The sequence below is a fragment of the Streptomyces sp. NPDC094032 genome (assembly GCF_040303965.1).
In the GTDB taxonomy this organism is placed as follows: Bacteria; Actinomycetota; Actinomycetes; order Streptomycetales; family Streptomycetaceae; genus Streptomyces.
The window spans coordinates 1-18,008 of sequence record NZ_JBEOUE010000008.1 but is presented as its reverse complement, the minus strand read 5'-3'; the positions used below and the strand labels follow the sequence as shown (position 1 = coordinate 18,008).

Genomic DNA, 18,008 nt, shown 5'->3' with positions numbered 1-18,008 from the left:
CGGAAACGGGCATCGGCGCCCCGCACCGCGCCGGCTGCGCGGTGGGGAGCGCCGATGCCCTCCGTATGTGACTGCCCGCGCGGCGCCGTCGCCCCGAGTCGGACGGCGCCGTGCGGCTCTCGGCCTGGCTCAGCTGTCGGCCAGGATGTGGGAGAGCTCCGTGTCGAGGTCGAAGTGCCGGTGCTCGGTGCCAGGTGGCACGGCAGCGTCGGTCCTCTTCAGGAACGACTCCAAGGCCCTCGCCGGGGCCTCGAGCAGGGCTTCGCCCTCGGGAGAGCTCAGTGCGATGCAGACGACGCCCTGGCCATGACTACGGGAAGGCCAGACCCGGACGTCGCCCGTGCCGGTGGGCCGGTGCAGCCCCTCGGCGAGAAGGTCGCGGGCGAAGACCCACTCGACCGTCTCTTCGGCTCCGGTGTGGAAGGTGGCGTGCACGGCATACGGATCGGCCGTGTCATACCGCAGGCCCGCGGGTACAGGCAGTGAGGACTCGCTCGACACAACGAGGCGCAGGTGCAGCTCGCAGCTGACCGTGGTGTTCATAAGCGCCAGGGCCTTTCGCTCAGTGTGCGCTCGGGGATTCGCACGTCGGCGAAATCGACATGCCACCTACGGTGCCGTTGTAAACCCCTCTGTCTGTTTTGTGATCGTTCAGGTAGCTCGTATGGACGCGTGTAACTTTGGGTAATACCTCCATTCCGGCAAGGTCGGCCCGTCCGGTAGGTTGGGTCCATGAATGCGGAGAGTGACGAGCGCACGGGGGAGTCCGCGGTGAGCGGGGAGCAGAGTCCTGAGGGGCCCGGGAAGTCCGGTGGGCCCGGGAAGGCCGAGGGCGGCGCCGAAGAGGCCCCGCTCGGCTCCAGGGCCCCCGAGTTCATCAAGGCCCGCCGGACCCTCCACCTGAGCTGGCAGGTCGGTGTCTTCGTCGTCGGCCTCGCCGTCGTCGGCACCGGCATCGTGATGCTGCCGCTGCCCGGCCCCGGCTGGCTGGTGATCTTCGCCGGCATGGCGATCTGGGCGACCGAGTTCGTCTGGGCCCAGCTGGTGCTCCGCTGGACCAAGCGGAAGGTCACCGAGGCGGCCCAGCGGGCGCTCGACCCCAAGGTCCGGCGGCGGAACATCATCCTCACCACGGTCGGCCTGGTGATCGTCGCGGCACTCTGCGCGGTCTACCTCTGGAAGTTCGGCCTCGTCATGCCGTGGAAGATCGACGAGTGACCCGCGGATGGTTCGGGAGCCCCGCTGACATGGGGTAATGTTTGCGGTGCGCCGGGCGATTAGCTCAGTGGGAGAGCACTTCGTTCACACCGAAGGGGTCACTGGTTCGAACCCAGTATCGCCCACCACCCGGCCCGAAGGCCCGGAGACGACACGTCTCCGGGCCTTCGGCATTTCCCCCGATCGGGGCCCGAACGGGGGCTGATCGGGGGCCGGTCAGCGCATCCGCCCCAGCCGCTCCCGCAGCCGGCGCGCGTCGCGCAGCCGCTGCTCGTACGTCGCCCCCACCGCGAGGAGCAGCAGACCGGCCAGGGCCGGCGGCAGCCAGCGCGGCAGCGCGCCCACCACCTGCACCACGTACGGCGCCAGCTCGTGCAGCCCGTCCAGGGCCAGCACCGTGCCGCCGAGCACCAGCAGCGCCTGCAGCCGGAACCGGGCGCCCAGCAGCGTCACCGCGAGCGCCGCGAGGCCCAGCAGCAGCGGGCGCGCCCACTGCGGGTCCGTCCAGGCCGCCAGGAGGCTCGGCAGCAGCGTCACGGCGAGACCGGGGCCGTACGCCGTCCAGGACGACGCCTCCGGGTCCCGGCGCCGCCGCAGCACGCCCACCACCAGGGCCGGGACGGTCACCGGCAGCGTGTACGCCTCCGGCGCCGTCACGTCCCACACCGCGAGCCGCACCCAGCCGGCCAGGAGGAACAGCGCCGCGGCGGTCCACGACGCGACCCGGCGGCGCTCCGGCCGTACCGCCGTCGCCGCGGCGAGCACCCCGCAGAGGGCCAGCGCGAGCGCCAGCAGCGCGGGTCGCCCCACGGTGAGCCCGAACGCGCACAGCGCCACGGCGGCGCCCGTGGCCTCCACGGCCACCGCCACCGGACGGCGCCGCAGCCACGCCCCGATCCCGACCGTCCCGGCCGGCACGGCAAGGAGCAGGAGCCCGGCCACCTCGGGACCCGCCTGCGCGGCCACGGCCCCCGCGCCCACCAGGCCGGCCGCCGCGAGCACGGCACCGCAGGCCCCGACGAGCCGCCGGACGCCGGTCGCCAGCACCGCGACCCCCGTGAGCAGCGCGAGAACCACCCCGAGCACCGCGAACGTCGCCGCCCGCACGTCGAGCCCCAGGGCCACCGCCCCCACGGCCGACGCGAGCCCACCGGCGTACCCGAGCCACGCCACCGCCTCGGCGGGCGCGGCGAGCGGCCCCGGCTCGGGCAGTCCGCGCGTCAGGAGCGCGGGCCGCACCGCCACGCCCAGCGCCGCCACGGCCGTCAGGAGCTGGAGCGCGAGCGTCGCCGCGTACGGGAGCCCCAGGGACACCGGCAGGGCGGTGAGCAGCGCCCAGGCCAGGGCCAGGGCGGCACAGCGGGCCCACAGGCGGGGGACCGTCGCCAGGGCGGCGGCCGCGAGCAGCAGGACGAGCGGCGCCGTCGCGGGATACGAGCCCAGGAGCGGCTCCGCGTGCTCGCCCGACCACGGCGCCGTCGTGCGGGCCAGCGGCCCCAGCAGCCCCGCCGCCACCGAGGGCAGCGCCCACGACAGCGCGAGAGCGAGGACGCCGCCACCGGCGCACGCCAGGCCGCGCCGGATCGCACCCGCCTCCGGCAGCGCCGTCCCACGCGTGAGAGCCCGCAGGGCCACTGCCGCCAGGACCACCCCGCACAGGGCGTACCCGGGCACGGTCCAGACCTCCGGGAGCGCCGCGCGCAGCAGGCCGCCGGCCGAGGCGATCAGGGCCACTCCCGCGAGGGCCGCCGCGGGCAGCGCCGCCGGGGCGGTGCGCACCGCCACGTACAGCAGGACCGCGGCGCAGGCGAGCAGCAGTGGGGTCGCGCGCAGCGGCGTCCCCGTCGACAGCGAGAGGCCGGTGATCAGCGGCAGGCCGCCGAGGGCGCCCGCCATGACGAGGGCGGTGATCCGCGCAGGGGCGGGCAGGGCCCGCCGGGCGGCCGCCAGATCGAGGACGGCCGTGGCCAGCGCCGCCCACGCGAAGGACAGCATGCCGCCGCCGGCCGCCAGCACCCCGAGGGGCAGCGGGAGTTGGGCCATGGCCACGGCCGCCGGGAGCGGGATCCGCAGCCGGGTGAGGGCGGCGCCGTACCCGGCCCAGACGGCCGCGAGGACGGCGGCGGCCGACGCCGTGTAGGACAGGGCGCCGGTGTCCGGGAGCGCCACCCGGTGGAGGGCGTACGCGTCGAGGAGCGTGAGGACCAGGCCGAGGGCCGCCACCGACTCCGCCGTGGAGCGCAGCCCCTTGCGCAGCAGCGCCACCGGCGCGAGCAGCGCCGCCGAGGTCACGACGCCGAGGACGGCCGCCCGTCCGCCGATGCCCATGGACCCCCAGCTCACCAGGGTGAAGGCGACGGCGGCGACGGTCAGCAGCACGCCGCCGAGGGTCAGCAGCACGTTCTGGGCGCTGCGCGGGGTCGCCTCGGGCCGTGGCGTCGTCACCGGGGCCGCCGCCACCGGCGTGTACAGCACCCGCAGCAGCCAGTCCCGGCGGGCGAGCAACTGGGCGCGGTGGGCGTCGAGTCGGGCCAGTTCTCGGTCGACGAGCACCAGCTCTTCCGCGGGAGGCAGGGAGGAGTCCATACGCGGAGTGTGCGGCCGGACACGGCGGCGGGGGATGGGCGCGGGTACTCAGATCCGGGCCTGAGTAGCCCACGTAACCCACACTGGGCTCATGGACTGGTGCCGCTACCGCTTCCGCAGCGTCTGGCGCCTCGCCGCTCCGCCCGACGCGGTCTACGCCGTGCTCGAACGCGCCGAGGAGTACCCCCGCTGGTGGCCCCAGGTGCGCGAGGTCGTCCCGCTCGACGAACTCACCGGCACCGCCCGGCTCCGCTCCCTCCTCCCGTACGACCTCGTCGTCACCGCCCGGGCCCGGCGCCGCGACCCCGGCGCGCGGGTCCTGGAGGTCGGCCTGAGCGGGGACCTGGACGGCTGGGCCCGCTGGACCCTGGCCCCCGAGGGGAACGGGACCCGGGCCCTGTACGAGCAGGAGGTCGAGGTCCGGGCGCCGCTGATGCGCGCGCTGGCCGTCCCCGGGCGGCCCGTGTTCCGCGCCAACCACGCGCTGATGATGCGGGGCGGGCGGCGCGGGCTGGCGGCCCGGCTGCGGGCGGTTTGAACGAGACCCCGAAAGCCCTGTATGGTTCAACCCGTTCCCGGGCGATTAGCTCAGCGGGAGAGCACTTCGTTCACACCGAAGGGGTCACTGGTTCGATCCCAGTATCGCCCACCGGGAGAGGCCGGTCCGTCAGACGACGGACCGGCCTCAGCCATTTCCGGCACCCTTACGGGGCTGCCCTCAGGCCGCCGTCCTCAGCTCAGGACGCAGCGGCCACGCCGGGTCCACCGCCTCCGGGGTGCCCTGCCGGGCGAACCAGGCCTGCAGACCCCGGGCCTGCGCCGCGTGCCACACCGCCTGCAGCGTGTGCAGTTCCGGCGGCGACAGACGCTCCAGGCGCGAGGCGAAACGCCGCCCCACCGACCGTACGACCTCCAGCGCGGCCGAGGCGTCCGCCGCCGCGTCGTGGGCGCCGTCCAGCGGCACGCCGTACTGCTCGCACAGGTCCGTCAGGGTCCGGCGGCCCTTGCGGTACCGGTCCAGGTGCTTGTCCAGGACCCGGGGGTCGAGCACGCACAGCGGGACGCCGTCCAGGTAGGTCCCGAGCGAGGAGGCGCGGTGCCGGCGCAGCTCGCGGTCCAGGATCGTCAGGTCGAAGGGCGCGTTCATCACCACCAGGGGCCGCCCCGCCGAGCTCTGCTCGGCTATCGCCCGGGCCAGCTCCTCCACCACCGGTGAGGGCCAGCGGCCGTTGCGCTGGAGGTGATCGTCCGTCAGCCCGTGCACGGCGGTGGCCCCCGCCGGCACCGGGATGCCGGGGTTCACCAGCCAGCGCGTCACGCGCGGGCGCATCCCCGAGGCGTCCTGGACGACGAGGGCGGCGGACACGATGCGGTCCTCCTCGACGTCGACTCCCGTGGTCTCCGTGTCGAATGCGGCCAGGGGCCCCTCGAACCAGTGCGTCGTCATCCCCGAACTCCTCGCACGCGCGCGGCAGATGGCCATCCCCCTGCCCGAAACGGTGATACCCGGGCTGTTTGCACCGTACGCAAACCGGTCACAACAGAGCTGACGGGGGAGGGAATTGACATGGCGATAGCCCAGCCCGAATGGGGCGGGCCGCCGCCCCAGGGGACGGCACCGCTGCGCGGCTCGCTCGCCACCACCGCCTGCATGGAGACCCTCCAGGTGGGGTACCTCCACGCGGTCGCGGCGGCGGCGGGCTGCTCGCTGTCGCAGCCGTTCCCGGACAACGGCATCGACTGGCACGTCAGCCACAGCGCCCCCGGGCACACGGTCGACGACGAGGTCACCATCAAGGTGCAGCTGAAGTGCACCTACCAACTGCCGCCGCGCACGCCCGGCGCTCCCGCCTTCTCGTTCACCCTGGACAACGAGCACCTGGTGAAGCTGGCCCGGACCCCCGTGGCCGTGCACAAGATCCTGGTCGTGATGCTCGTGCCGAGGGACCGGGAGGACTGGCTGCGGGCCGGCCACGACCGGCTGGACCTGCGGCACTGCTGCTACTGGATCAACCTGGCCGGCCACCCGGTCACGGGACGGCGCAGGACCACCGTGCGCATCCCGACGGCGCGGATCTTCGACGACCGGGCGCTCTGCGAGATCATGGCCCGGGTCGGCGTGGGAGGGAGACCCTGATGCGGCCGATCGACGAACCCGACCCCGGCGGGGTCGACCCGCGCGTGCTCGGCGCGCTGCTCGCCCGGCACGGCTGGCGGCGGCACGGCGGCGCCGCCGGACGCTACAGCCGCTGGGCCCCGCCCGGGCCCGAGCCGGCCGGCCGGGGCACCAGCCTCCTGGTGCCGGACAGCCGGGCCTTCCCGGACTGCGAGGACTTGATCGGCGAGGCCCTGACGGCGCTCGCCCGCAGCGGTACGCCCTCCGCCCGCGAGGTGCTGACCGGGCTCACCGTGCCCAGCGACGAGATCCGCTGGTGGCGCGATGTGCCGCCGGGCCCGTCCGGCGGCGTGCCCTGGCCCGTGCAGGAGCAGCTGAGGGCGGCCGCCCGCTCCATGCTGCTGGCCGGCGCGCTCGCCGTGCGCGACCGGGCCGGGTACCACGGGGCCCGGCACCGGCGGCAGGCCCGGTCCGCCCTGGAGAACGTCGTCGTGGACGGGGCGCCGGACGGCGGGCTCACCGCCTTCCTGCCCGTCGACCCGGGCCGGGCCGTCTCCGTGCGCCTCTACCACGCGCTCTACGCCGCCCGGGAGGCCGTCGACTACCAGCGGGCGACCGGCGGCATGGAGGCCTTCGACACCGCCGTCGAGGCCGGGGTGAGCCGTGAGCTCACCGAGGCCCTGGTGGCGCTGGTGCGGGGCACCGAGGGCGCCGGGGTCGCCCTGGAGTGGTCCCCGGCGGCCGGCACCCCGGTGGGCTGCGCCGCCCGCCCCGAGCCCGTCGAGTTCTCGCCGGGCGACCTGCCCGCGCTGCGTGAGGCCGCCGCCCGCTACCTGGCCGACGAGCCCTCCGTACCGGTACGGATCACCGGCAGCGTCGTCCGGATGCGCCGCTCGGGACCGCGCGGCGAGGGCACCGTACGGCTGCGCGTGCTGGCCGGGGCGGACGTGCGGCACGTCCGGGTGACCCTCGACGAGGACGCGTACCGCACCGCCGGGCACGCCCATCTGGTCGGGCTGCCGATCCGGGTCGTGGGCAGGCTGGAGAGCCGCGGCGGCTTCCGGCGGCTCGCCGACGCGAGCGGGGTGGTGCCGGTGCAGGTGGACGAGGCGGTCAGGGACCGGCTGATGAAGTCGATGCAGGAGACGATCGAGAACGCGGACTTCTTCGAGGACCCCTGCGGCGGGGAGGACTGAGGGGCGGGACACGGACCCCCGGTAGGATCAAGGCCTGCGCGGCACCTCGTCTCTGCCGCGCACCGCCGGCGCCGGCACCTCGTGTCTGCCAGCGCCCCTATGTATGGAGCATCCGTGTCTGAAGTCCGTGTGACCGTCCAGTCCGCCTCGGGAGCAGAGGAGAGGACGGTGAGCGCGGGCACCACGGCCGGCGCCCTGTTCGCCGACGACCGCACCGTGATCGCCGCCCGTGTCGCGGGCGAGCTGAAGGACCTGGCGTACGAGCTCGCCGAGGGCGATGTCGTCGAGGGGGTGGAGATCTCCTCGCCGGACGGTCTCGACATCCTGCGCCACTCCACCGCGCACGTCATGGCCCAGGCCGTGCAGGAGCTCTTCCCCGAGGCCAAGCTGGGCATCGGCCCGCCGGTCCGGGACGGCTTCTACTACGACTTCGACGTCGAGAAGCCCTTCACTCCCGAGGACCTCAAGGTCATCGAGAAGAAGATGCAGGAGATCCAGAAGCGCGGCCAGCGCTTCTCGCGCCGTGTCGTCACGGACGAGGAGGCCCGCGAGGAGCTCGCGGCCGAGCCGTACAAGCTGGAGCTCATCGGCATCAAGGGCGCGGCCTCGACCGACGACGGCGCCAACGTCGAGGTCGGCGGCGGCGAGCTGTCGATCTACGACAACCTGGACGCCAAGACCGGCGAGCTGTGCTGGAAGGACCTCTGCCGCGGTCCGCACCTGCCCACCACCCGGAACATCCCGGCGTTCAAGCTGATGCGCAACGCCGCCGCCTACTGGCGCGGCAGCGAGAAGAACCCGATGCTCCAGCGCATCTACGGCACCGCGTGGCCGTCGAAGGAGGAGCTGAAGGCCCACCTCGACTTCCTCGCCGAGGCCGAGAAGCGCGACCACCGCAAGCTGGGCAACGAGCTGGACCTGTTCTCCATCCCGGACGAGATCGGCTCCGGTCTCGCCGTCTTCCACCCCAAGGGCGGCATCATCCGCCGGGTCATGGAGGACTACTCGCGCAAGCGGCACGAGGAGGAGGGCTACGAGTTCGTCTACTCGCCGCACGCCACCAAGGGCAAGCTGTTCGAGAAGTCCGGTCACCTCGACTGGTACGCCGAGGGCATGTACCCCCCCATGCAGCTCGACGAGGGCGTGGACTACTACCTCAAGCCCATGAACTGCCCGATGCACAACCTGATCTTCGACGCGCGCGGGCGCTCCTACCGTGAGCTGCCGCTGCGCCTGTTCGAGTTCGGCACCGTGTACCGGTACGAGAAGTCCGGCGTCGTGCACGGTCTGACCCGGGCCCGGGGCTTCACCCAGGACGACGCGCACATCTACTGCACCCGCGAGCAGATGGCGGAGGAGCTCGACAAGACGCTCACCTTCGTCCTGAACCTGCTGCGCGACTACGGTCTGACCGACTTCTACCTGGAGCTGTCGACCAAGGACCCGGAGAAGTTCGTCGGCTCGGACGAGGTCTGGGAGGAGGCCACCGCGGTCCTCCAGCAGGTCGCCGAGAAGCAGGGCCTGCCGCTGACCCCCGACCCGGGCGGCGCCGCGTTCTACGGCCCGAAGATCTCCGTGCAGGCGCGGGACGCCATCGGCCGTACCTGGCAGATGTCGACCGTGCAGCTCGACTTCAACCTGCCGGAGCGCTTCGACCTGGAGTACACCTCCCCGGACGGCACCAAGCAGCGCCCGGTCATGATCCACCGCGCCCTGTTCGGTTCGATCGAGCGCTTCTTCGCGGTGCTCCTCGAGCACTACGCGGGCGCCTTCCCGGCCTGGCTCGCCCCGGTGCAGGCGACCGGCATCCCGATCGGCGACGCGCACATCCCGTACCTCCAGGAGTTCGCCGCCAAGGCGAAGAAGCAGGGCCTGCGGGTGGAGGTCGACGCCTCCTCGGACCGGATGCAGAAGAAGATCCGCAACGCGCAGAAGCAGAAGGTCCCGTTCATGATCATCGCGGGCGACGAGGACATGGCCAACGGCGCCGTCTCCTTCCGCTACCGCGACGGTTCGCAGGAGAACGGCGTCCCGGTCGACGAGGCCATCGCCAAGATCGCCAAGATCGTCGAGGACCGCGTCCAGGTCTGAGCGGACTGAGGAACGGTCAGGAGGCCCCCGGGGAGTTCCCCGGGGGCCCCTTCTCGTCCTCCCGGGTGAACGCCTGGATCAGCCAGGACGAGAAGGAACCCGTCACCGCGCCGAGCAGTGCCAGGCCGACCCCCATGATCCCCACCGCCGTCAGCCGCCCCATCGGGGTCACCGGCGTCACGTCGCCGTAGCCCACCGTCGCCAGGGTCGCGCAGGCCCACCACACCGAGTCGCCGAAGGTGCGGATCGTCGCGCCGGGGGCGCCGTACTCGAAGTGGTAGACGGTCAGCGCCCCCGCGAAGCCGAGCAGCCCCGCCGTCATTCCCCCGTACGCCATGACCCGGGCGTACAGCGAGAGCCGGGGCTTGTCGCGGCGGCGCTGCACCCGGTCGTAGACGCTGACGATCCGCAGCGGGCGCAGCAGCGGCAGGATCAGCACCACCGTGTCGAGGAGATGGTGGCGGACGAAGCGCAGCACGCCGAGGCCGCTCAGCCCGACCCGTACGACATAGTCCACGAGGAAGACGGCCCAGGCAGCGAACGTCAGTGCGAGGCAGAGGTCCCGCACCGGCCCCGGCAGGTCGTGTCCGAGCACCCGCACCGCGTAGGCGGCCAGGTAGACCAGGGCCATCACCGTCAGCGGGGTCTCCATCCAGCGGTCCCAGCGCTCCTGCGCGGGCGGTACGGTCGGCCTGTCTCTCATCGGTTCAGGATGGCCTCTGTGTGGATCTTCCGCCCCGGCGACACGATCCGAACGGGCGAAGCAATATGCTGCACAGCATGACGACTGAGCCGGAGCAGCAGATCGGAGTGGGGACGCAGGACGCGTTCCAGCGCCTGTGGACGCCTCACCGGATGGCCTACATCCAGGGCGAGAACAAGCCCACCGGGCCGGGCGCCGAGGACGGCTGTCCCTTCTGCACGATCCCCTCGAAGTCGGACGAGGACGGCCTGGTGATCGCCCGGGGCCGGAGCGTGTACGCGGTCCTCAACCTCTACCCGTACAACGGCGGCCACCTGATGGTCGTCCCGTACCGTCACGTCGCCGACTACACCGACCTCGACCCGGCCGAGACCGCCGAGCTCGCCGAGTTCACCAAGGCGGCCATGGTCGCGCTGCGGGCCGCCTCCGGCGCGCACGGCTTCAACATCGGCATGAACCAGGGCACGGTCGCCGGCGCCGGGATCGCCGCCCATCTCCACCAGCACGTCGTGCCCCGCTGGGGCGGCGACACCAACTTCATGCCGGTGGTCGGCCACACCAAGGTGCTGCCGCAGCTCCTCGCCGACACCCGGAAGATGCTGGCCGACGCCTGGCCGGCCGGCATCTGAGCCGGTCCCGGCCCGGCGCCCGCCCTACGCGTCGTAGAGGTCGGCCTTCTTCGGGCCGGGGTCCTGGATGCCGCCGCCGAGGACCAGCGAGCGGTTGGTGAAGCGCTCCGTGTCCACGCCGTGATCGTCGAGCACCTTGATGGTCGCGGCGTGGACCGCCCGCAGGACGGGGGTCGCGGCGCGGATGGCGTCGTCGGCCATGAAGCGGTTCTTCCAGGGCGGGCTCGCCCAGGGGTGCCGCAGTCCGAAGGGCTCCGGCAGCACCAGCTTGCCGCCCAGGAAGTCCAGGACCGGCGGGAACCAGGTCAGCGGCGCGCGGACGGCCTGCCGCACCACGTCGTCCGTGTCGGTCAGCGGCAGCTTGATCTCCCGGGTCTCCCAGAACCTGACGGTCTTGGAGACCTCCTTGGTCTTCGCCTTCGGCTTGCTGGTGAACAGCGAGTGGACCGGGCCGAGGGCGTGGCCGGTGACCTCGACGCGCAGTGTGTGGTGCAGCGAGGTGACCGTCACCATCATGGTGAGGACCAGCTGCCCGTCCCAGAGGGTGAACTGGACGCCCAGATAGTGCCGGTTTCCACTGCCGAACTGCTGGTCGTTGCAGATGCGCTGTATCTCGTGCGGCTTCACCTGGAAGGCGACGACGTTCTCGCCCTCGGGGCGGCCCACCTCGTCGGCGCCCTCGCCGACCGGCGAGACGATCCAGTGCTTCACCGTGGGTTTGGGGAAGCCCGTCTTCAGAGAGCCGCGCTCCAGGAGCGTGAGCTGGGTGTGGATCTCGCGGACCACGTCCCAGGCGCGGAAGTCGTGGATCTCCTTGCCGTTCTGCGGGATCAGCTCCTCGGCGAGGGTCCAGCTGCCCCAGCGGGTGCCCATGCCCAGTATTCCCTTGGGGCCCGCGTAGAAGACGACGTTGGACTGCTGCTCGGCGGCCAGCTTCTCCAGGTTCTGGCGCAGCTCCTCGGCGGTCTTCTCGGCCGGGTCCTGCGGCACGGCCTCGGGGATCTTGGCGCCGATGCCGCCGCCGCTGAGCAGCGCGGTCCAGCGCTCGCGCAGGTCCTGGGCGGTGTTCTCGCAGATCCGGCGGGCCAGGTACCAGCCGAGCACCGGCGCCACCACCATGGCGCGCAGATAGTTGGGCAGCACGCCGTCGAAGGGCAGCTTCAGCAGCACCAGGGCGGCGAAGATGCCGGCGACGACCAGCACGAAGGTGCCGATGGCGCTGGTACGCCGGTTGTCGGAGCCGGCGGCGACCCGGCGCAGCTGGATCACGCCGAGCCACAGCAGCAGCCCCGGCAGGAAGAGCAGACCGAAGAGCAGCGTCACCAGGGTCAGCTTCACATCGCGCTGCCTGCGGATGCCGGTGGCGGCCAGGCAGTGCTCGACGACCGGCTGGGGGTCGGCCCCGAAGGACTGGATCAGGGGCTTGCGGGCGCCGCCCAGCATCCGTACCTGCACGGCTCGGGAGAAGGCCTCACCGAGGTCGGGGCGGAACAGCTTGTGCCACTTGCCCTCCTTGACCGTCGACTTGTGCCACTCGCTGTTGGCGTCGAGGATCACCCCGACCGGGCTGTCGCGGTACGCGGCGGAGGCGAGGGCATGGGTCGCCGCCGTCTGTGCGTCCGAGCCCTGCAGGGGAATCTGCGCCCCGATGCCGAAACTGCCGATCGTCACTGCCGCCCCCATCACCACGGTCCCTGTGCGGGCTGTTCCCAACTGCCGCGCCCCGCACACCTTCTGAGCTGGGCACCACAGCGTAACCGGGCGACGACGGATGCGTCACCGGAGTGGACGGACGCGGCCGAATGCCGCCCGCCGGGAGGGAGTTGGGCGGGCGGCGTCGGGTGCCGGCCGGGCGACGGTCCGTCAGTCGCTATCCCTTTTGGCTCTGTTCGCGCACTTTGTCGGCCAGGTGCGGAGGCATCGCCTCGTGCCGCGCGTACGTGCGGTCGAAGCTGCCCGTGCCGTGCGAGACCGACCGCAGGTCGATCGCGTACCGCCCGATCTCGATCTCGGGCACCTCCGCCCGGACCAGCGTCCGCCCGGGCCCCGCCTGCTCGGTGCCGACCACCCGGCCGCGCCGCCCCGACAGATCGCTCATCACCGGACCCACATAGTCGTCCGGGACCAGCACCACCACCTCCGCCACCGGCTCCAGGAGCCGGATCGGCACCTCGGCCGCCGCCTCCCGCAGGGCCAGGGCGCCCGCCGTCTGGAAGGCCGCGTCGGAGGAGTCCACCGAGTGCGCCTTGCCGTCCCGCAGGGTGACCCGGATGTCCACCAGCGGATAACCCGCCGCGACCCCGCGGGCCGCCTGCGCCCGGATGCCCTTCTCCACCGAGGGGATGAAGTTGCGCGGCACGGCGCCGCCGACCACCTTGTCGACGAACTCGATGCCGCTGCCCGCCGGCAGCGGCTCCACGTCGATCTCGCAGATCGCGTACTGGCCGTGCCCGCCGGACTGCTTCACATGCCGCCCGCGCCCGGCGGACGCGCCGCCGAAGGTCTCGCGCAGCGACACCTTGTGCGGCACGGTGTCGACCTGCACCCCGAAGCGCCCGCGCAGCCGCTCCAGTGCCACGTCCGCGTGCGCCTCGCCCAGGCACCACAGGACGACCTGACGGGTGTCCTGGTTCTGTTCGAGCCGCATCGTCGGGTCCTCGGCCACCAGCCGGGCCAGCCCCTGGGACAGCCGGTCCTCGTCGGCCTTGCTGTGCGCCTCGATCGCCAGCGGGAGCAGCGGCTCGGGCATCGCCCACGGCTCCATCAGGAGCGGGGCGTCCTTCGCGGACAGCGTGTCGCCCGTCTCCGCGCGGGCCAGCTTGCCCACACAGGCCAGATCGCCCGCGACGCACTGCGACAGGGCCCGCTGCTGCTTGCCGAACGGGGAGGTCAGCGCCCCCACCCGCTCGTCGACATCGTGGTCCTCGTGGCCCCGGTCGGTCAGCCCGTGCCCCGACACGTGCACGGTCTCGTCCGGGCGCAGGGTGCCCGAGAAGACGCGGACCAGGGAGATCCTGCCCACATACGGGTCCGACGAGGTCTTCACGACCTCGGCGACCAGCGGTCCGTCCGGATCGCAGACCAGCGCCGGACGCGGCGCGCCCTCCGGGCTCGTGACCGCCGGCGCCGCGCGCTCCAGCGGGGTGGGGAAGCCGCCGGTGATCAGCTCAAGGATCTCCACCGTGCCGAGCCCCTGCTTGCCGCCGTCCGCCGCCGGGGCGGCCGCGAGCACCGGGTGGAAGGTGCCGCGCGCGACCGCCTTCTCCAGGTCCTCGACGAGCGTCTTGAGATCGATCTCCTCGCCGCCGAGATAGCGGTCCATCAGGGTCTCGTCCTCGCTCTCGGCGATGATCCCCTCGATCAGCCGGGCGCGGGCCTCCGCGATCAGCGGGCGCTGCGTCTCCTCGGGCGGGTCCTCCCGGCGTACCCCCGTCGCGTAGTCGAAGATCCGCTCCGTGAGCAGCCCCACGAGCCCCGTGGCCTGGGCGTGCCCGTCGGGGCTCTCCGGGCCGCGCACGGGCAGGTACAGGGGGAGTACGGCGTCGGGGTCGTCGCCGCCGAACAGTCCGGCGCAGACCTCGGTGAGCCGGTCGAAGTCGGTGCGCGCCGTGTCGAGATGGGTCACCACGATCGCCCGCGGCATGCCGACGGCGGCGCACTCCTCCCACACCGCGCGCGTCGAGCCCACGACCGCGTCGGCCTCCTGCGCCGCCGAGACGACGAAGAGGGCCGCGTCCGCCGCGCGCAGACCGGCCCTCAGCTCACCGACGAAGTCGGCGTATCCCGGTGTGTCCAGGAGGTTGATCTTGCACCCGCCCCATTCCACCGGGACGAGGGAGAGCTGTACGGAGCGCTGCTGGCGGTGCTCGATCTCGTCGTAGTCGGAGACCGTCCCGCCGTCCTCGACGCGCCCGGCCCGGTTGACCGCGCCCGCGGTCTGGGCCAGGGCCTCGACGAGGGTCGTCTTGCCCGATCCGCTGTGGCCGACCAGCACCACGTTCCGTACGGCCGAGGGCCGGTCGGCCGTTGGAGCCCTGCCGGCGGCCCCGGAGTGCGCGTTCGCCTTGTCGCCCATGATGTCTTCCTCCCGACTGCTCGTACGGTGAGGTCGTCCTTCGAGCTTTGCACCGACGTCACGGTGCGTCCATACGTCGTATGCCGGGTGTGGGCTGGGCGTGGTCCGGATGCGGTCCGGGTGCGCTCCGGGTGCGCTCATGGTGCCTAAATGTGGCGGCACGGGCGTCGTGGGCGGGTGCCGACGCTTTCGCGGGGGCGCGCGTGGCTACGATGGGTGAGCCGGTGGTCGTAGGGGCCGCGCGGCCCACCGAACCTCGGGAAGGCCATGCTGAACAAGTACGCGCGTGCCTTTTTTACGCGTGTCCTCACACCGTTCGCCGCGTTTCTGCTCCGCCGGGGCGTCAGCCCCGACGCCGTGACGCTCATCGGCACCGCCGGGGTGGTGGCCGGCGCGCTGGTCTTCTTCCCCCGCGGGGAGTTCTTCTGGGGCACGATCGTCATCACGCTGTTCGTCTTCTCGGACCTCGTCGACGGCAACATGGCCCGCCAGGCGGGCATCTCCAGCCGCTGGGGCGCCTTCCTCGACTCCACCCTCGACCGGGTGGCCGACAGCGCGATCTTCGGCGGCTTCGCGCTCTACTACGCGGGCAAGGGCGACGACAACGTCCTGTGCGCCGTCGCGATCTTCTGCCTGGCCAGCGGCCAGGTCGTCTCGTACACCAAGGCGCGTGGAGAATCGATCGGCCTGCCGGTCGCCGTCAACGGTCTCGTCGAGCGCGCCGAACGCCTGGTGATCTCGCTGGTCGCGGCCGGTCTCGCCGGTCTGCACACCTTCGGCGTGCCCGGCGTCCAGATCCTGCTGCCGATCGCCCTGTGGATCGTGGCCGTCGGCTCGGCGGTCACCCTGGGACAGCGTGTCGTGACGGTACGCCGGGAGTCCGCCGAGGCGGACGCGGCGGCGCGGGCGGGCGAGGCCACGTGACCGACGCGAAGGAGCAGGCCCCCACGAGCCTCAAGGACCGGGTCACCGACGGTCTCTACGGGCTCGGCTGGGCCACCGTGAAGAAGCTGCCCGAGCCGGTCGCCAAGGGGCTCGGACGCCGGATCGCCGACACCGCCTGGAAGCGGCGCGGCAAGAGCGTCCTGCGCCTGGAGTCCAACCTCGCGCGCGTGGTCCCCGACGCCTCCCCCGAGCGGCTGCGGGAGCTCTCCAAGGCCGGGATGCGCTCGTACATGCGCTACTGGATGGAGTCCTTCCGGCTGCCCACCTGGAACGCGGAGCGCGCCGCCGGCAGCTTCGACCCCAAGGGCGTCCACCACCTCAAGGACGCCCTCGCCTCCGGGCGCGGTGTCGTCCTCGCCCTGCCCCACATGGGCAACTGGGACCTCGCCGGTGTCTGGGTCACCCGCGCGCTCGGCGTGCCCTTCGCCACCGTCGCCGAGCGGCTCAAGCCCGAGTCGCTGTTCGACCGGTTCGTCGCCTATCGCGAGTCCCTCGGCATGGAGGTGCTGCCGCACACCGGCGGCTCCGCCTTCGGGACGCTGGCGCGGCGGCTGCGGGCCGGTGGGCTGGTGTGCCTCGTCGCCGACCGGGACCTGTCCGCGTCGGGGGTCGAGGTCTCCTTCTTCGGCGAGCCCGTCCGGATGCCCGCGGGGCCCGCGATCCTCGCCCAGCAGACCGGGGCGCTGCTGCTGCCGGTGACCCTCTGGTACGACGACACCGACGTCATGCGCGGGGAGATCCACGCGCCGCTCGACGTGCCCGAGTCAGGTACCCGGACCGAGAGGACGTCCTCCGTGACACAGGCCCTCGCCGACGTCTTCGCCGCGGGCATCGCGGACCACCCGGAGGACTGGCACATGCTCCAGCGACTGTGGCTCGCCGACCTGGAGGAGCGACGGGAGGACGGTTCTACGTGAGGATCGGCATCGTCTGCCCGTACTCCTGGGACGTGCCGGGCGGCGTCCAGTTCCACATCCGCGACCTCGCCGAGCACCTGATCCGGCTCGGTCACCAGGTCTCCGTCCTCGCGCCCGCCGACGACGAGACGCCGCTGCCGCCGTACGTCGTCTCCGCCGGCCGCGCGGTGCCCGTGCCGTACAACGGGTCCGTCGCCCGGCTCAACTTCGGCTTCCTGTCGGCGGCGCGGGTGCGGCGGTGGCTGCACGACGGCACCTTCGACGTCGTCCATATCCACGAGCCGACCTCGCCCTCGCTCGGGCTGCTCACCTGCTGGGCGGCGCAGGGGCCGATCGTCGCCACCTTCCACACCTCCAACCCGCGCTCGCGGGCCATGATCGCCGCGTATCCGATCCTTCAGCCGGCGCTGGAGAAGATCAGCGCGCGGATCGCGGTCAGCGAGTACGCGCGGCGCACCCTCGTCGAGCACCTCGGGGGCGACGCCGTCGTCATTCCGAACGGCGTCGACGTCGACTTCTTCGCCCGCGCGGAGCCGCGGAAGGAGTGGCAGGGGGGCACGCTCGGGTTCATCGGGCGGATCGACGAGCCGCGCAAGGGGCTGCCCGTGCTGATGCGGGCCCTGCCCCGGATCCTCGCCGAGCGGCCCGGCACGCGGCTGCTCGTCGCCGGGCGCGGTGACGAGGAGGAGGCCGTCGCCTCGCTGCCTCGCGAGATGCGGTCGCGGGTCGAGTTCCTCGGGATGGTCAGTGACGAGGACAAGGCGCGGTTGCTGCGGAGCGTGGACGTGTATGTGGCGCCCAACACGGGGGGTGAGAGCTTCGGCATCATCCTCGTCGAGGCGCTCTCGGCGGGTGCGCCCGTCCTCGCCGCCGACCTCGACGCCTTCGCGCAGGTCCTCGACCAGGGGGCGGCGGGCCAGCTCTTCGCCAACGAGGACGCCGACGACCTGGCCGCCCAGGCGATCCGGCTCCTCGGCGACGAGACGCGGCGGGAGGAGCTGCGGGAGCGGGGCTCGGCGCATGTGCGGCGGTTCGACTGGTCGACGGTGGGGGCGGACATCCTGGCCGTCTACGAGACGGTGACGGACGGGGCGGCGTCGGTGGCGACGGACGAACGGGCGAGCGGGGGGTTGCGGGCGCGGTTGGGGCTGTAACAGGGGCTGCTGCCCCTGGACCCCGCCTCTGCCCCGCCCCCCGCTGTGGGCAATCGTCCCGCCCCCGCCCCCGCCCCCCCCGTTGTGGGCAATCGTTCCGCTGGGGCGGAACGGGTGGGCACAACGGAACGGCGCCCTATGCGGGCGCCTCCGCCCCCTGTCTGCACCTGGCCCACGACGACGGCCCGTGACACCACCGCCGCCCGGTACCTCCGCGGGGGTGGGGGTGTCCGGACTGCGACCTTCACTTCGCTTCGCTCGTTACGGGCGCCGCCACGTCCGGCGCGACGGAGGCGTGGAAGAGGTAGGTCTCCTGGGAGACGACCCCGACGGCCCCCGCGAGGGTGTCGAAGCCGAGGTCGCGCACGTCGGTGCCGT

At 72.8% G+C, this 18,008-nt stretch carries 15 protein-coding genes and 2 tRNA genes; 11 read left to right on the top strand and 6 right to left on the bottom strand.

Going from position 1 to position 18,008, the window contains the following annotated elements:
- Positions 1 to 129: 129 nt before the first annotated feature.
- Positions 130 to 543 carry an SsgA family sporulation/cell division regulator gene (locus tag ABTZ54_RS13865; protein WP_015032345.1) on the bottom strand — a complete coding sequence of 138 codons (414 nt, stop codon included), beginning with the start codon at positions 541 to 543 and terminating at the stop codon, positions 130 to 132.
- 189 nt (positions 544 to 732) lie between these two features.
- On the opposite strand from ABTZ54_RS13865, the gene ABTZ54_RS13860 reads away from it, so the two are divergent.
- Positions 733 to 1,218 (top strand): TIGR02611 family protein, encoded by a 486-nt coding sequence (locus ABTZ54_RS13860; protein ID WP_351661685.1) that lies wholly within the window; start codon positions 733 to 735, stop codon positions 1,216 to 1,218.
- A gap of 53 nt (positions 1,219 to 1,271) precedes the next feature.
- Positions 1,272 to 1,346 (top strand) — tRNA-Val (locus tag ABTZ54_RS13855).
- Between the two features lie 88 nt (positions 1,347 to 1,434).
- Here ABTZ54_RS13855 and ABTZ54_RS13850 read toward each other — a convergent pair.
- Positions 1,435 to 3,804, bottom strand: a complete 2,370-nt coding sequence (locus ABTZ54_RS13850) for an SCO7613 C-terminal domain-containing membrane protein (RefSeq protein WP_351661683.1) — start codon at positions 3,802 to 3,804, stop codon at positions 1,435 to 1,437.
- Positions 3,805 to 3,895: 91 nt separating this feature from the next.
- Here ABTZ54_RS13850 and ABTZ54_RS13845 point away from each other — a divergent pair, with 91 nt between their 5' ends.
- Together ABTZ54_RS13845 and ABTZ54_RS13840 are read left to right on the top strand one after the other, a co-directional pair.
- Positions 3,896 to 4,342 (top strand): SRPBCC family protein, encoded by a 447-nt coding sequence (locus ABTZ54_RS13845; RefSeq protein WP_351661680.1) that lies wholly within the window; start codon positions 3,896 to 3,898, stop codon positions 4,340 to 4,342.
- Between the two features lie 39 nt (positions 4,343 to 4,381).
- A tRNA-Val gene (locus ABTZ54_RS13840) sits at positions 4,382 to 4,453 on the top strand.
- A 69-nt stretch (positions 4,454 to 4,522) separates the two neighbouring features.
- Here ABTZ54_RS13840 and ABTZ54_RS13835 read toward each other — a convergent pair.
- Entirely contained in the window at positions 4,523 to 5,251 is a 729-nt protein-coding gene (locus ABTZ54_RS13835; protein WP_351661677.1) for a 3'-5' exonuclease, read from the bottom strand.
- A gap of 120 nt (positions 5,252 to 5,371) precedes the next feature.
- On the opposite strand from ABTZ54_RS13835, the gene ABTZ54_RS13830 reads away from it, so the two are divergent.
- From ABTZ54_RS13830 to thrS, 3 genes are all read left to right on the top strand, one after another.
- On the top strand, positions 5,372 to 5,941 hold the full coding sequence (locus tag ABTZ54_RS13830; RefSeq protein ID WP_351661674.1) for a DUF4365 domain-containing protein: 570 nt from the start codon (positions 5,372 to 5,374) through the stop codon (positions 5,939 to 5,941).
- Positions 5,941 to 7,116 carry a hypothetical protein gene (locus ABTZ54_RS13825; protein ID WP_351661671.1) on the top strand — a complete coding sequence of 392 codons (1,176 nt, stop codon included), beginning with the start codon at positions 5,941 to 5,943 and terminating at the stop codon, positions 7,114 to 7,116. The genes ABTZ54_RS13830 and ABTZ54_RS13825 overlap by 1 nt, the downstream gene beginning before the upstream one ends.
- A gap of 114 nt (positions 7,117 to 7,230) precedes the next feature.
- On the top strand, positions 7,231 to 9,207 hold the full coding sequence (gene thrS / locus ABTZ54_RS13820) for a threonine--tRNA ligase (RefSeq protein WP_351661668.1): 1,977 nt from the start codon (positions 7,231 to 7,233) through the stop codon (positions 9,205 to 9,207).
- A 16-nt stretch (positions 9,208 to 9,223) separates the two neighbouring features.
- On the opposite strand, the gene ABTZ54_RS13815 is transcribed toward thrS, so the two are convergent.
- A complete protein-coding gene (locus ABTZ54_RS13815) occupies positions 9,224 to 9,910 on the bottom strand; it encodes a potassium channel family protein (protein ID WP_351661665.1) in 687 nt (228 codons plus the stop codon).
- Positions 9,911 to 9,975: 65 nt separating this feature from the next.
- Here ABTZ54_RS13815 and ABTZ54_RS13810 point away from each other — a divergent pair, with 65 nt between their 5' ends.
- On the top strand, positions 9,976 to 10,539 hold the full coding sequence (locus ABTZ54_RS13810) for an HIT family protein (RefSeq protein ID WP_351661663.1): 564 nt from the start codon (positions 9,976 to 9,978) through the stop codon (positions 10,537 to 10,539).
- Between the two features lie 24 nt (positions 10,540 to 10,563).
- On the opposite strand, the gene ABTZ54_RS13805 is transcribed toward ABTZ54_RS13810, so the two are convergent.
- Together ABTZ54_RS13805 and ABTZ54_RS13800 are read right to left on the bottom strand one after the other, a co-directional pair.
- Positions 10,564 to 12,222: an AbeC-like domain-containing protein gene (locus ABTZ54_RS13805; RefSeq protein ID WP_351661660.1), complete on the bottom strand. Its 1,659-nt coding sequence runs from the start codon at positions 12,220 to 12,222 to the stop codon at positions 10,564 to 10,566.
- Between the two features lie 187 nt (positions 12,223 to 12,409).
- Positions 12,410 to 14,614: an elongation factor G-like protein EF-G2 gene (locus ABTZ54_RS13800; protein ID WP_351661657.1), complete on the bottom strand. Its 2,205-nt coding sequence runs from the start codon at positions 14,612 to 14,614 to the stop codon at positions 12,410 to 12,412.
- Between the two features lie 267 nt (positions 14,615 to 14,881).
- On the opposite strand from ABTZ54_RS13800, the gene pgsA reads away from it, so the two are divergent.
- The 3 genes from pgsA to ABTZ54_RS13785 are packed head-to-tail and all read left to right on the top strand — an operon-like array spanning position 14,882 to position 17,630.
- Positions 14,882 to 15,538: a phosphatidylinositol phosphate synthase gene (pgsA, locus tag ABTZ54_RS13795; protein ID WP_351661654.1), complete on the top strand. Its 657-nt coding sequence runs from the start codon at positions 14,882 to 14,884 to the stop codon at positions 15,536 to 15,538.
- Positions 15,535 to 16,476, top strand: a complete 942-nt coding sequence (locus ABTZ54_RS13790; RefSeq protein WP_351661651.1) for a phosphatidylinositol mannoside acyltransferase — start codon at positions 15,535 to 15,537, stop codon at positions 16,474 to 16,476. Before pgsA ends, ABTZ54_RS13790 begins: the two co-directional genes overlap by 4 nt.
- Positions 16,473 to 17,630 carry a glycosyltransferase family 4 protein gene (locus ABTZ54_RS13785; protein ID WP_351661648.1) on the top strand — a complete coding sequence of 386 codons (1,158 nt, stop codon included), beginning with the start codon at positions 16,473 to 16,475 and terminating at the stop codon, positions 17,628 to 17,630. Before ABTZ54_RS13790 ends, ABTZ54_RS13785 begins: the two co-directional genes overlap by 4 nt.
- Positions 17,631 to 18,008: the final 378 nt, after the last annotated feature.